The organism is Arthrobacter sp. SPG23 (genome assembly GCF_000876655.1).
Lineage (GTDB): Bacteria > Actinomycetota > Actinomycetes > Actinomycetales > Micrococcaceae > Arthrobacter.
In genome coordinates this window covers 40,037-54,053 of record NZ_JYCN01000003.1, presented here as the reverse complement: position 1 = coordinate 54,053, position 14,017 = coordinate 40,037, and the positions used below count along the sequence as shown (strand labels likewise).

11 protein-coding genes are annotated in these 14,017 nt (G+C 69.0%); 2 read left to right on the top strand and 9 right to left on the bottom strand.

Annotated features, from left to right (window positions below; all coding sequences use genetic code 11):
* Window positions 1–168: 168 nt before the first annotated feature.
* Entirely contained in the window at window positions 169–2,139 is a 1,971-nt protein-coding gene (locus TV39_RS01485) for a heavy metal translocating P-type ATPase (RefSeq protein WP_082049397.1), read from the top strand.
* Here the strand turns inward: TV39_RS01485 and ppsA are convergent.
* From ppsA to TV39_RS01445, 8 genes are all read right to left on the bottom strand, one after another.
* Window positions 2,091–4,472, bottom strand: coding sequence for a phosphoenolpyruvate synthase (gene ppsA / locus TV39_RS01480; protein WP_043477334.1), 2,382 nt, complete (start codon window positions 4,470–4,472; stop codon window positions 2,091–2,093). The two genes, TV39_RS01485 and ppsA, sit on opposite strands and share 49 nt — an antisense overlap.
* Window positions 4,473–4,546: 74 nt before the next feature.
* Window positions 4,547–7,135, bottom strand: coding sequence for a cation-translocating P-type ATPase (locus TV39_RS01475; RefSeq protein WP_235347236.1), 2,589 nt, complete (start codon window positions 7,133–7,135; stop codon window positions 4,547–4,549).
* Between the two features lie 99 nt (window positions 7,136–7,234).
* Window positions 7,235–8,056, bottom strand: coding sequence for a glycosyltransferase (locus tag TV39_RS01470; RefSeq protein ID WP_082049394.1), 822 nt, complete (start codon window positions 8,054–8,056; stop codon window positions 7,235–7,237).
* An 18-nt stretch (window positions 8,057–8,074) separates the two neighbouring features.
* Window positions 8,075–9,487, bottom strand: a complete 1,413-nt coding sequence (locus tag TV39_RS01465; RefSeq protein ID WP_043477331.1) for a bifunctional PIG-L family deacetylase/class I SAM-dependent methyltransferase — start codon at window positions 9,485–9,487, stop codon at window positions 8,075–8,077.
* Window positions 9,481–10,533 (bottom strand): acyl-CoA dehydrogenase family protein, encoded by a 1,053-nt coding sequence (locus TV39_RS01460; RefSeq protein ID WP_043477328.1) that lies wholly within the window; start codon window positions 10,531–10,533, stop codon window positions 9,481–9,483. The genes TV39_RS01465 and TV39_RS01460 overlap by 7 nt, the downstream gene beginning before the upstream one ends.
* A 125-nt stretch (window positions 10,534–10,658) precedes the next feature.
* The gene (locus tag TV39_RS01455) at window positions 10,659–11,138 is read right to left on the bottom strand and encodes a Dps family protein (RefSeq protein ID WP_043477325.1); all 480 of its coding nucleotides are present in this window, start codon (window positions 11,136–11,138) and stop codon (window positions 10,659–10,661) included.
* Between the two features lie 121 nt (window positions 11,139–11,259).
* Window positions 11,260–11,937: an O-methyltransferase gene (locus tag TV39_RS01450; protein ID WP_043477322.1), complete on the bottom strand. Its 678-nt coding sequence runs from the start codon at window positions 11,935–11,937 to the stop codon at window positions 11,260–11,262.
* A gap of 70 nt (window positions 11,938–12,007) precedes the next feature.
* Window positions 12,008–12,364 (bottom strand): thiamine-binding protein, encoded by a 357-nt coding sequence (locus TV39_RS01445; RefSeq protein WP_043477319.1) that lies wholly within the window; start codon window positions 12,362–12,364, stop codon window positions 12,008–12,010.
* Between the two features lie 100 nt (window positions 12,365–12,464).
* Between TV39_RS01445 and TV39_RS01440 the strand changes: the two genes are divergently transcribed.
* Window positions 12,465–13,100: a TetR/AcrR family transcriptional regulator gene (locus tag TV39_RS01440; RefSeq protein ID WP_043477316.1), complete on the top strand. Its 636-nt coding sequence runs from the start codon at window positions 12,465–12,467 to the stop codon at window positions 13,098–13,100.
* Between the two features lie 53 nt (window positions 13,101–13,153).
* On the opposite strand, the gene TV39_RS01435 is transcribed toward TV39_RS01440, so the two are convergent.
* Complete coding sequence (locus TV39_RS01435) at window positions 13,154–13,891, bottom strand: GAF and ANTAR domain-containing protein (protein ID WP_052500458.1); 738 nt, start codon at window positions 13,889–13,891, stop codon at window positions 13,154–13,156.
* Between the last annotated feature and the right edge of the window lie 126 nt (window positions 13,892–14,017).

The following is a 14,017-nucleotide window of genomic DNA, read 5'->3' as shown; positions in this document are numbered from 1 at the left end:
CCGAATGCGCGCACCCAACGCCACCATGGGAAGCATCACACCGCGGCGGATCAAGGACCTATTCCCCTAGCTCCGGAGTCCGGGTTCAATGGAGTGTTACGTATGGGTGCGCCCCGGCCGGGGATGCCTTGGCGTGCGTGCTATCCAGACAAAGGCGGAGATCTACCTGTGAAACTTGTGCTCCGGTATCCGCTCGTGGCGGGCACGGTGCTGGCGTTGCTTGCTGTCGTCGTCCTGCTGGCATCCGGCCAGCCCCTGATCGCCCGGTTCGCGGCGAGCGGTTATGCCCTCGCGGTGGCTGCGTACCTGTCTGTCGGAATGATTCAGCGGTTGCGCAACGGGCACTGGGGCATCGACATCCTGGCAGTGACGGCAATTGTCAGCACGGTGCTGGTGGGCGAGTTCATTGCGTCCATGATCATCGTGCTCATGATGGCCGGCGGCACCGCCCTGGAGGACTACGCCGCGGGCAGGGCGAAGGGGGAACTCAGTGCCCTGTTGGCGCGTGTTCCGCAGACAGCCCACCGGGAGCGGAACAGCGCCGCCGGAAATGGCACCAGCCCGAACGGCAACGGGGAAAACAGCGCCGCCGGAAACGGCACCCCTCAAAACGGCAACGGGGAAAACGGCGCCCACGAGGACGTGGCGGCCACGGACGTCGTCGTGGGCGACATCCTGCTGGTCAAGCCCGGCGAGGTGGTGCCGCTGGATGGCGTGCTGCTTTCCGACGCCGGCACGTTCGACGAGTCGTCCCTCACCGGCGAAAGCCTTCCGGTGGAACGCACCGCCGGCGAGGGGATCATGAGCGGTTCGGTCAACGGCGAGGCCGCCATCCGGATGCGGGTCACGGCCGTCATGGAGGATTCCCAGTACAGCCGGATCGTCGCCCTGGTGAAGGAGGCCTCGGAAAGCCGGGCACCCATGGTGCGCCTGGCCGACCGCTACGCCATTCCCTTCACAGCGTTCGCCTACGTGCTCGGCGCCATCGCCTGGATCGCCAGCGGAAGCCCCGCCCGGTTCGCGGAGGTGCTGGTGGTGGCCACTCCCTGCCCGCTGCTCATCGCGGCGCCGGTGGCGTTCCTGGGCGGCATGAGCCAGGCGGCCAAGTCCGGCATCATCGTCAAATACGCGGGGGTCCTCGAGCAGCTCGGCAAGGTGCGCACCGCCGCCTTCGACAAGACCGGAACACTCACCTACGGCCGGCCCTCGCTGGTGGCCATCGTGACGGCCGACTCCATGGGCCAGGACGAACTGCTCCGCCTGGCGGGCTCCGCGGAACAGTATTCCTCCCACGTCCTGGCCGCATCCGTGATGGAGGCCGCCACCTCACGCGACCTCCGGTTCGAGACCGCCAGCGAGGCGCTGGAACATGCCACGCACGGTGTCCGCGCCGTCTTCGACGGGCGGGAAGTAGTGGTGGGCAAGCCCGCCTTCGTGGCCGAATTTGCGCCCGGAGTGGCGGAGACTGAGCTGGAAAGCGGCCAGCTGGCCATCTACGTGGGCGTCGGAGGAGTGTACGTCGGGGCCCTGGTCATGAGCGATCCGCTGCGCGCCGAGGCCCGCAGGACCCTGGCTGAGCTCTCCGCGCTGGGGGTCACCGAGACTGTGATGCTGACCGGCGACGCCTTGGCCACCGCCAAGCACATCGCCGCCGAAGTGGGGCTCACCGACGTCCGCGCCGAGTGCCTTCCGCCGGACAAAGTGGAAGCTGTGAGGTCGCTGCCGCACCGTCCCGTCATGATGGTGGGCGACGGCGTCAACGACGCCCCCGTCCTGGCGGTGGCCGACGTCGGAATCGCCATGGGCGCGCGCGGTTCCACCGCGGCGGGCGAGTCTGCCGACGTCGTGATTATCCTTGACGACCTGTCCAAGGCGGCGCATGCCGTGCGGATCGGGCAGCGGACCGTGCGGGTGGCGATGCAGAGCATCTGGATCGGCATCGTGCTGAGCGTGGGGCTTATGGTGGCAGCGGCGGCGGGCTACGTGCCGGCCATCGCCGGCGCCCTGTCCCAGGAATTGGTGGACCTGGCCACCATCCTCAATGCGCTGCGGGCACTGAGCCCGGGCCGGCACACGGCACCGCCCAAGCCTCAGGGGGAAGCCTCCACGTCCGCGATCACCCGCACCGTCTTGAGGTAGCTGTCCGGGTTGAGCGAGATGGAGTCGATGCCTTCGCCCACCAGGAAGGCCGCGAAGTCCGGGTGGTTGCTGGGCCCCTGGCCGCAGATTCCGATCTTGATTCCCGCTGCGTGAGCCTTGCGGATGGCTTCGCTGATCATGGCAGTGACGGCCTCGTCGCGTTCGTCGAAAAGACCGGCCAACTGCTCCGAATCCCGGTCCACGCCCAGGATCAGCTGCGTGAGGTCGTTGGATCCGATGGAGAAACCGTCAAACTTCGGCGCGAACTTCTCGGCCAGCACCACGTTGGAGGGGATCTCGCACATCATGTACACCTGCAGGCCGTTTTCGCCGCGCACCAGGCCGTTCTGAGCCATGACGGCCAGCACCCGGTCCGCTTCGTCCGGGGTGCGGCAGAACGGGATCATCACAATGACGTTGCTGAAGCCGATGGTTTCCCGCACCCGTTTGAGCGCGGCGCACTCCAGCGCGAAGCCCTCCCGGTAGCGCTCGTCGTAGTAGCGGGATGCGCCGCGGAAGCCCAGCATGGGGTTCTCTTCAGGCTGTTCGAAGGCGCTGCCGCCGATGAGGTGCGCGTACTCGTTGGTCTTGAAGTCGCTGAGCCTGACGATTACCGGATGCGGATGGTAAGGCGCCGCGATCTTTGCGATGCCCAGCGCCAGTGCCTCCACGAAGTACTCCCGGGGGTCCGCGTAGCCGCTGGTCAGCTCCTTGATCTGCCGGGCCTCGTCCGCGTCCGTGACCCGCTCCGGATGAACCAGGGCCATCGGGTGGACCCGGATCAGGTTGCTGATGATGAACTCCATCCGGGCCAGGCCAACCCCCGCCGCGGGCAGCCGCCACCACTGGAACGCGGCCCCCGGGCTGGCGATGTTCACCATCATGGCGGTGCGGGTGGCGGGAAGGGCGCCCAGGTCCACGTCCTCGGTGTCGAACGGGACCGTGCCCTCGTACACCCGGCCCAGGTCCCCTTCAGCGCAGCTCAGCGTCACGGCCTGGCCTTCGCCCAGGACGCTGGTGCCGTTCCCGGTTCCGACGACGGCGGGAACGCCCAGTTCCCGGCTCACGATGGCCGCGTGGCTGGTTGTCCCGCCGTGGTCCGTGACGATCCCCGAGGCCCGCTTCATCACGGGGACCCAGTCCGGGTCCGTCATCTCGGTGACGAGGATGGCGCCGTCGCGGAAGGTTTCGATGTCCCGGGCGCTCCGGATGACGCACGCCGTGCCCTGCGCGATCGAATCCCCGATCGCTGCCCCGGACGCCAGGACGGTGCCCGTTCCACGGAGGTGGTGGATGGTGAAGCGTGTCCCGCTCTTGAGCGCCTGTACGGTTTCGGGCCGGGCCTGCACCATGAACAGCTCACCGGTTTCCCCGTCGCGGGCCCACTCCATGTCCATGGGGCGGCCGTAGTGCTCCTCCACCGTCACGGCCCAGCGCGCCAGGTCCAGGATTTCGGTGTCGCCCAGCACGAACGAGCCCCGCTCTTCCGCGGACGTTTCCACCATCCGGGTCCGCGCGTGGCCGCCGCGGCTGTAGACCATCTTGCGGGTCTTGGAGCCTAGGGTTTTCTCGATGATCGGCGCCAGGCCCCGGTCCGCCAGGAGCGGCTTGAACACCACATATTTGTCCGGGTTGATGGTGCCCTGGACCACGGTTTCGCCGAGGCCCCAGGCCGCGCTGATCACGGCCGCGCGGGGAAAGCCCGAATCGGTGTCGATGGAAAACATCACCCCGGACGCGCCGACGTCGGACCTCACCATCCGCTGCACCCCGATGGAAAGCGCCACGTCCAGGTGGTCGAACCCCTTTACCTCCCGGTAGCTGATGGCGCGGTCCGTGAACAGCGATGCGTAGCAGCGCCGGCAGGCGTCCAGCAGTTCGCGTTCACCGGAAATGTTCAGGAACGTCTCCTGCTGCCCGGCGAAGCTGGCGTCAGGAAGGTCCTCGGCGGTGGCGCTGCTGCGGACGGCAACGGACAGCCGGTCCAGCCCCGCCCTTTCAGCAAGGGTGCGGTAGTGGCTGCGGATGGACTCGGCAATGTCCTCGGGGAATTCGCTGTCCAGGAACAGCTCCCGGATGGCCTCGCCCGTGGACCGCAGCGAGATCTCGCCGGCCCGGTACTCCGCGATCCGGGCGCGCATGGCGGCATCGATTCCGTTGGCTTCGATGAATGTGCGGTAGGCGGCGGCCGTGGTGGCGAAGCCGTCAGGCACCCGCACTCCGCGGGACTTCAGCGAGCGGGTCAGCTCCCCCAGCGACGCGTTCTTGCCGCCCACCTGGGGCACATGCTCCATCCCGATTTCATCGAACCACACCACATGGCTTTCAGTCATGGCTGCTCCCGCCGGTTACTCTCCATGGATTGATCCTCGTTTGCGTGGCCCCGGCTGGTCAGAGGCTTTGGACCTCACCTGCCGGTCCTGCGGTGCCGGGCTACCTTGTACAGCCAGTCCGCCACGATCACGGCGGGAATGGCGGCGAGCGCCACGGCCAGGCCCCCGGGCGACGGCGGGGCGTGGCCGAGCAGGGTGGCGAGCGGTCCGAGGAACAGGAACACCGCCAGCAGCCCCAGCTCGGCCAGCACGGCCCAGAGCAGCAGGCGGTTACTGAACCAGCCCAGCCGCCACGGCGGCACGGACGCGCTGCGGCAGGCGAAGGCGTTGGCAAGCTGGGCCAGGACCACGGTGGTGAACGCCGCGCCGGAGGCGGCCATCAGGACATCCGACGCCGGAAGTTCAGCCCCGGGGGTCCAGCCGGCACCGAGGAGCACGGCGGTGTATGCGGTCATTTCGAAGACCGCCTCGACCGGTCCCAGCAGCCCGAACACCCGGAACATCAGGGCGCGGTCCATCAGGTGCCTTCGCTCCGGCGGCCGCTTCAGGGTGCCCTTGCTGGGGGCTTCGCTGCCCAGCGCCAGCGCCGGCAGCAGGTCGGTGCCGATGTCCAGGGCGAGGATCTGCAGCACGCTCAGCGCCAGCGGGAACCGGCCGCCCGAGAGTGCCCAGATCACAAACGGGGTGAGTTCGGCGACGTTGTCCGTCAGGTGGTAGGTCAGGAACCGGCGGATGTTCGCGTAGGTGGCCCGGCCCTGCTCCACTGCAGCGATGATGGTGGCGAAGTCGTCATCCAGCAGCACCAGGTCCGCCGCCTCGCGGGCCACGTCCGTGCCGCTCAGTCCCATGGCCACGCCGATGTCGGCCTGCTGGAGTGCCGGTCCGTCGTTGACGCCGTCGCCGGTCATCGCCACCACGTGGCCCTTGCGCTGGAGCAGGCGGGCAACGCGGAGTTTCTGCTCAGGGGTGACCCTGCTGACCACCACGCCGTCGCGGTCCAGCAGGGCGGTGAGGACGGCGTCGTCCTCCGGCAGCGTGTGTCCTTCCAGCACCAGCTCGGGTGATCCGATCAGCCCGGTTTCACGGGCTATGGCGGCCGCCGTGAAGGCGTGGTCGCCGGTGACCATGGCCACCTTGATCCCCGCCTCGCGGGCGGCCTCGAGCGCCAGCCGGACCTCGGCCCGGGGCGGGTCATGCAGGCCGATCAGCCCCAGCAGCGTCAGCCCGCGCTCCACCTCTTCCAGCCTGAAGCTGGCGCCGGGCAGCCCGGGCAGGCTCCGCTCGGCCACGGCCAGCACCCGCAGGCCGTGGGATGCCATCTGGTCGACCATCTGCAGTGCACGGTCCGCGGCGTCTCCGCCACACAGCGGAATCACGGACTCCGGTGCACCCTTGACGAAGAGCGTGGTGCCAACGATCGCCGACTCCCTTAGCCGGCGGGGATCGAAGGCAAAGCGGTGCGTCACCACGGGATCATCGGTTTGTCCCGGACCCGCCAGCCGGGTGGCGAGCGCATCAATGGCAGCCTCCATCGGGTCACCCTCGGCGATCCACTGCCCCTCACGGAGCACTGCGCGGCCCGCGGAAGCGGCCAGCGCAGCGGTGCTGAGGTGCCGGGCCTCCCCGGCTCCCTTACCGGTGACCTCGGCCTGCGGCCCGTAGCCGGCACCGATGACGCTGAGCAGTCCTGCCGGGGTCCAGACCTCGACGGCGTTCATCCGGTTCTGGGTGAGCGTGCCGGTCTTGTCCGTGCAGATGAAAGTGGTGGAGCCGAGGGTTTCCACCGCTTCCAGGTTCCGGACCAGCGCGTTCCGCTGCGCCATCCGCTGCGCCCCGACAGCCAGGGACAGTGTCACGGTGGGCAGCAGGCCTTCGGGCACGAGCGCCACGGCCACCCCGATTGCGAAGAGGAACGCGTCCCGCCAGGAAATGCCCACCAGCAGCGAGAGCACAAAGAACAGCACACCGATCCCCAGTGCCACAGCCGCCACCACGCGGACAATCCGTTGCAGTTCCCGCGCGAGCGGGCTGGGGGGCGCCTGGACCTTCCCCGACAGGGCCGCTATCTCGGCGAGGCGGGTGGCGCCGCCGGTGCCCGTGACGGTCCCCTCCGCCTCGCCGTTGACCAGGAAAGTCCCGCCGAGCACGGCGTCGTCCACGTCTTTGGCCACGGCTTCGCTTTCACCGGTGAGCATCGACTCGTCCACCGAACAGCCGGCGGCAAGCACCAGCCGGAGATCAGCCGGGACCCTGTCCCCGGCAACCAGCACCACCACGTCATCGGGTACCACCTCGGTGGTGTGGATCTTGGTAACGCGGTTGTCGCGGCGTACTGAAACCATGGCCGGCAGCAGCTCGCGCAGCTTCGAGGCCGCCCGTTGGGCACGTTCCTGCTGGATATACGCGAACAGTCCGTTGACCAGGATCACCACGACGATTGCCACGGCCAGCTGCGGCATGCCGGCCACGTAGGCGAGCCCGGCCGCAACCCACAGCATGATGGCGAAGAAGTGCGTCAGTTCGGCCAGGAGTTTTCGCCAGCGCGGGACCGTGTGCCCCTCCGGAAGCCGGTTCGGTCCGATCTGTCGCAGCCGGAAGGCGGCCTCCTCGGAGCTGAGGCCGGCGGCCTGCGGCAACGCACCGGCGCCGGCGCGGGGAATCACGGCTCCAGCCCGCTGTTCACGGGCAGCGCCGGACACACGGGACTACGGCCCTGCGGAGGAACCCCATGGATCGAGCATGGGGTCTAGGAGTTCAGCCTCCTAGGGTCGAAAGTCACCACTGCCCCGGTCCAACGCAGGCAGGTCCAGCTGCGGCAGGTCCAGCGCCAGCACCCGGAGGTACGCCCCGAACCCCTGCGGGGCGCGGGCGTGCGTACGGCCCGACGTAATCACCCGGTTGGTGTCGGTGGCCTGCACTGAGTAGGCCTGCTTGCGCAGGTTCTCCACCAGGACCCGGTCCTCGTGGGCGCGCATGCGGGGGAAGCCGCCGGCCGCCAGGTAGGCGGAGGCCCGGACGCCGAAGTTGGCGCCGTAGATGTGCGGGTGGTCCTCCCGGAACGGGTGCCGCTCCAGCCACCGGCGCAGGATCGCCGGGTCCGTTCCGGCAGGGTCCGGCTCCACCGAGCCCAGGACGGCGTCAGCCCCGGCATCGGCCATTTCAACCTGGCGCACCAGCCAGTTCCGCGGAACGGCGGAGTCGGCGTCGGTATTCGCCAGCCAGGTGCTGCCGGACCTTGGCCCGGTGGTGATGCCGGCGGCCAGGACGCCGGCAGCGCGGCTTCCGCCGGTGCTTCCCAGCCGGACCTGAATGGCCGTGAACCGCGGGTCCGCCGCAGCATAGCCGGCGGCGATGTCCGCGGAGCGGTCGGTGCACGTGTCGAGCACCACCGTGATGGCCGTCTCCACCGCCGGACGTGCCCGTTGCAGGGTGTCGGCGGCGGCACGGAGCGCCGCCAGTGCCCGGTCCAGGTGCTGGTCTTCGTTGTGGGCGGGCATCACCACCACCACCCGGTCGATGCCCTCCCCGGATCTGGCCTCCCCCGCAGGACTGTGACCGGCCCGTTCGGTCATCTCACTGGTCATCTCGCACCACTGGCCATCTCAGTGCGCTTCCGGACCGCTGGCGGAAGGCGGCTCCGGGACGGCTCCGGCCTGGGCTCCGTCCGGGGACACCAGGACTTCCAGGACGAAGTCCTTGTCCCGGTACAGTCCCGTAGTTGGCCAGCGGAGCTGCTGCCGGGCCACGGCATGGACGGTGTCGCCGTCCAGTTCCCATCCGGACACCGGGTGGCGCCAATGGCACAGGAGCAGCGTCCCGCCGGGGTTCAGCGAGCCTTTGACCCGCGCGAAGAGTTCCGCCAGCTCCTCCATGCTCAGGTAGTAGCCGGTCTCGGACACCACCACCAGGTCGAAGCGGCCTTCCGGCCAGTGCTGCGGAACGGTGAGGTGGAGGGTCCGGGCCGACGGATGGCCGGAGAGGCGCTCCGCTGCCCGGGCAAGGGCGGCGCTGCTGGCGTCAACCGCCAGGACTTCGTTGCAGCGGGCCGCCAGTTCCACGCTGAGAGTGCCGATGGAACAGCCTATTTCCACCCCGGAGCCGTAGGCAGCTTCCGGCAGGATGGCCAGGGTGAGCGCGCGCTTCCGCCGTTCGTACCAGCTGGTGGTATAGCTCCAGGGGTCGGCGTTGCCGCTGTGCACGGCGTCGAAGATCTGCTCGGCGTCGCCGGCACTGTTGGTTCCGCCGGCGGGCCGGTGCCAGGCAAACGTTTCCCAGGGCCGGGAGAAGTGATCGAGGAAGCTCCCGGCAAGGAGCGCCTCGTCGCCGGGCTGGTCGGAAAGAGGTTGCGTCTGCGAGGCATGGGCCAGGAGGGCCGCAGCCTTGGCCCGCTGCTCGTCCGGAGTGAGCGGCACCCGGACCCAGGACTGCCAGGCGTCGTCCGCCGGTGAGGCCCACAGCCAGTACCAGACGGGGTACTCCAGCAGCCCGTGGCCGCCCTGCGCCGCCACGTCGGCGGCCACGGCGCCCAGGACGTCGTGGTCCGCATGGCCGTCGGAGCGGTACGGCGCCACGATTACTACCTGGTTAGCCGGACGGCCGGACGTTCCGATCGTTTCCCGAACGGCGGCAGCGATGCGGTCCCGGTCGGCGTCAAGGTGGCCGTCCCGGAAGTGCAGGAACTGCCGGGACGCTCCGGGGGCCAGCCCGGACACAGCCGCCCGGAACTCGCTGAGCCGGACGGCGGCCAGCTGGTCCGGCGTCGTGGTCGGAGAGTCCGGGTGCGATGCCTCCCCGGCCGTGCACAGCAGCACCTCGACGGCCGCGCCGGCGGCGTGCAACCGGGCCAGGAATCCTCCGGCCCCCAGCGTCTCGTCATCCGGATGAGCAGCCAGCACAATGAAGGTCAGGACCGCGAGTTCGGCCGGATCCAGGGGAAGTTCCGGAAGGACGGACAGGCCACTGGCCTCCCATTCGGACTCGGCAGTGCCGGTATCCGCGTGCGAGAAGGTCACCATGAGCGGTCCCCTTTCAAGGTCAGGGCACCAAGCTGGGCGTCGTCGCGCATGGCGTGGTGCTGCCGGATGTACAGCGACAGGTCGGCCATGCGCTTTCCGTACGCTTCGTTGAAGGCCAGGGGGCCCGGGCCCAGGTTCTGTGACACCACCGTCTGGACGCGTTCGACGGCGGCGGCAACGGTGCCGCGGACACGCAGCGCCTCGCTCCACGCGCCGGAGCCGGACAGTTCGCCGGCGTCGATCCGTTCGGCGGTCCGGGCCAGGTAGCCGGCCAGCGAGGTGAGGATCCGGTCCGTTTCGCCGAGGTGGGCCAGCGCGATCTGGTCCGGCTCACGCCCCTTGTCCGCGGCGGCAGCCAGCGCGGAGCTGAAATCGCGCGCCACGGCAACGGCTCCGCCGAACCAGCAGGCCGCCACGCCCATGCCTCCCCAGGCGAAGCCCGGGCGCTGGAAGTACCAGCCCGGCCCGCCTACCGGTACGGCGGTGACGCCCTCGAAGTGCACGGTGCCGCTGGGGATTTCGCGCAGGCCGCGGCTGGTCCACTCAGGGGTCTCGCAGGAAACCCCGGGCGCGTGCAGGTCGACGGCAAAGGCGGCCCGGCCGCCGGACGGCGTTCCGGGGTCTGTGCCTGCCGCCGTTTCGCCGGCTGCAAGGTGGGCGGTCAGCACAGCGCCGTCCAGCCGGGCCGCGAGCGAGCACCAGGGCTTGGATCCGTTGAGGACGTATTTCCCGGTGCCGTCCGCCGTGGCCTCGAGCCGCAGCCCCGGCCCCTCCGCGGCAAACACACCCCACGCCCCCTCGGTTGTCCCCTCCGGGGCCGGGTCTGTCGAACCGGCCTGCGCGAGGATGGCGACGGCGTCGAGGTGCGGTTCAAGCACCCGGCCGGCTGCCACGTCCACGGCGGTCACGGACGCCAGCAGTTCCCACAGCTGCGCGGTGCTGCCCTCGGCCGGCCGCGGTGCTGTCCGTCCGACGTCACGCGCAAGGCCCAGCAGTGCCGGCACGTCTCCCGCCGCGAGGCGCACCGACTCGAGCAGCGGTCCCATCGCTTCAAGCTGCTCATGCGTTGAACTGATCCGCACCGCCTGCGGTCGTGGCTGACGCGTGCTTCCGCTCGTCAACGCCTGGTCCGAACCATGCCTGCCGGGCGCCATTCCGCCTGCCGCTGCATTCAGTCTTCGTCCGGCACGGTGACGGAGGCGGCCGCCGACATGGTCTCGGCGTTGACCATCCAGGCCAGCTGCTCCAGGCGCGAGATGCCGGCGTGCAGCAGGTCGGCGCTGGTGGGGTCTTCCTCGTCCACCTCGTCATGGACGTCGCGCATGGTCTTCACAGTGCGCTCCAGCCGGGCGGTGATGAGTTTGACGGCGTCCTTGGTGGACGTGAGTCCTGCGGGGAACTGTTCCAGCCGGGTATCGGCGGACACGGTTGTGCTCCTGCCGTCGGGCAGCGCGTGCAGGGCGCGCATACGTTCGGCCATTTCGTCCGCGAACAGCCGGACGCTGGCGACGATTTCGTCGAGCTGCAGGTGGAGGTCGCGGAAGTTGGTTCCCACGATGTTCCAGTGCGCCTGCTTGCCCTGGACGTGGAGTTCGATCAGGTCCGTGAGGACCATCTGCAGATTGCTGGCGAGAGTCGGTGAAGCCTTCATTTCTTCCTCCGGTGCAGGCGGTGGTGGACGGGGTCGTCCGGCATGAGCCTATTCTAAGCATACTTAGCATCTCGGCGACGTCCGGCCCGTTGCGGTGGCGGCAGGACCCCGCCCGCGCTCTTCAGCGCACCACGGCCAGCGCGAAACCGTCCCAGCCTTTCGAGCCCACGGTCTGCATGACCGTCCCGTCCAACCGAGGGTCGTCCCCCATCATTTCCAGGGCACTGATGATTCCCGGCGCGTTGACGTCGTCCATGGACGGATCGAGCAGCGCACCCTCCCACACCACGTTGTCCATCACGATCACCGTGCCCGGCCGGCCCAGCCTGATGGCCCAGTCCAGGTAGCGGGGGTTGTTTTCCTTGTCCGCGTCGATAAAAACAAAATCGAAGGGTCCGCGGCCGTCATCCTGCAGCCCGGGAAGGGTGTCCAGTGCGGCCCCCACCCGGATATCAACCTTGCTTCCCACCCCCGCGGCGTCCACGTTGCCGCGCGCCACGCGGGCATGTTTGGGCAGGTATTCGCACGTGACGAGCTCGCCGTCGTCGGGCAGCCCCTGGGCCATCCAGATGGTGCTGAAACCCGCCAGCGTACCGATCTCCAGCACGCGCCGGGCGCCCGAAAGCTGCACCAGCAGCTTGAGGAGCTTCCCGGCGTTCGGCGCCACCTCGATGGGCGGCATTCCGGCGTCGGCGGCGGACGTCACGGCCCGCATGAGCGGGCCGCCGGGGCGGACCACGACCCGCGTCAGGAACTCCTCTACGGCCACCCAGCCGGGCTCGGGCTTGTGCTCAACCATGGGGTCAGTCTGGCAGTTGCCGCTGCCCCACGGGAAGTGTAAGGGGGGAAGTGGAAAGCGGAAGCGGAAATCAGCCGGCGTCGGCGATGGCGGATTCCAGCCGTTCCACTTTGGCGGTGAGCTCACCGGAGTAGCCGGGGCGGATGTCCGCCTTGATGACCAGCGACACGCGGCTGCCGAAGCGCCCCACGGCCTCGGTGGCTTTCTTGACCACGGCGAACACCTCATCCCACTCACCTTCGATGGTGGTGAACATGGAGTCCGTATGGTTGGGCAGGCCGGAGTCCCGGACGATCTTGACGGCGGCAGCGACGGCGTCGTGCACCGAAGCGTCCGCGGAAGCCGCACCCGCGCCGGAATCAGCGGCGGAATCGCCCGCGAGGCGGGCCGGCTGGCCGGAGGGGGCAACAGAGAATGCGAGCAACATGGACCCAGTCTGCCACAGCCGCAAACGTCATATAGGAGTACATTCGACGCTACCAATCAGTAACCCCGGCGCTCAGCGCCAGCGTTGCTAACCTTGAAAAATGAACCTCGCAGTGGAACGCAAGCCCCTTCGTGCGGATGCTGCGCGCAATGTGGACAAGATCATCACCGCAGCCCGGAAATGCTTCCGTGAGTACGGCCCGGACGTGCCGCTCCAGACCATCGCCGTGACCGCCGGCGTCGGACCCGCCACCCTGTTCCGGAACTTCGCGGACAAGGAGCAGCTGGTCCTGGCCGCACTGAACCGCCAGCTCCGCCTGATGGTTGACCCCGTGATTGACGACGCCCTGGCCGGCCCTGATGCCGCCGCCGGGCTGTTCCGGGTGATCGATGCGCTGATGGCAGCCGCAAGCGAGGATGCCAACCTGCTCGGCGCCGTGGCGGGACGCCGCGGGCTGCTGACCGGAATCACCGGCAGCCTCTTCGAGTCGGTGGCTGTCCTGTTGGGCCGCGGCCAGGCCCAGGGAACTCTGCGCACCGACATCTCGATGACGGACGTGATCCGCCTGCTGGCCATGCTGATCGGCGTCGTGGACACCATGGAACCCGGGTCCGACGCGTGGCGGCGCCCCGTGGCGCTGGTGGAGGATGCCATCCGTACCGAGCGCCCCCGCCGGCCGCTGCCGCCGCAGTCGCCGCTGCCGGGCACGGCTTTCGATTCAGTCGTCCTGGCCTGATTCGTCCTCCGGCCGGTCCGTGTCGTCCTGAAGCACAGCCGCAGCGGCTTTTGCTAGCCCGTGAAGTGGGTGGCCTCCGGGGTGGTATCGAATTTTCGCAGCAGATCCTCGGCCACGACGCGGAGCTTCACGTTGCGGTTGCTGGAGACCTTGCCCAGGATCGCAAACGCCTCGGCCTGCGAGCAGCGGCTCTGGCCCATGACGATTCCGGAGGCAAGGTTGATGCTGGTGCGGGACTTCAGGGCCTCGAGGAGGTCGTCGTTGAGGTCCCTTGAGGCGCCGATGCGTGCTGCCAGCCGCACCGCCTTGCCTGCACGGGCGGCGAAGGCTTCACAAATCACGATTGCCTCGTCGTCGAACGCCCCCGCCTCCGGCGCGAAGAACGATACGGAAGCGGAGGCATCCGGATCCAGCTGCAGCGGGAGGGCCAGGACGCTGAGCTGGCCCGCCCTCAGCACGGCGCGGTTGTAGCGGGGCCAACGGGAGTCGGCACGGGCATCGGGTACGGAAACCGTGGCCCCGGATTCGAGGGCCGCCAGCGACGGGCTGAGGCCGGTGGCCTGCTGGACTTCCGCAGGCAGCCGCGTTCCGGGTCCGCTGCCGGCTGACGCCACGGGACGGCGGGGACGGACCAGGGTTACGGTGCACAGCACTGGCAACCCGGTGGTCTTGCCGATGAAGCCGGCCGAGAACACGCACAGCTCCTGGAGGAAGTCCTGCACACCGGCGCTTTCAAGAACCAGGTCCTGCAGCCGTTCCGCCAGGAACGGGCCCAGGCGGGTCCCGGTCACTTCCGGACTCCCGGGCAGCTTCCGTCCGGCGGGGCCGCTGACCACAGCCTGCACCGGTGACCGGTGCGGCCTGAGGCCAAAATATTGTGACTTGCGCCACACCACCATAGAATTATGGAGGTTACG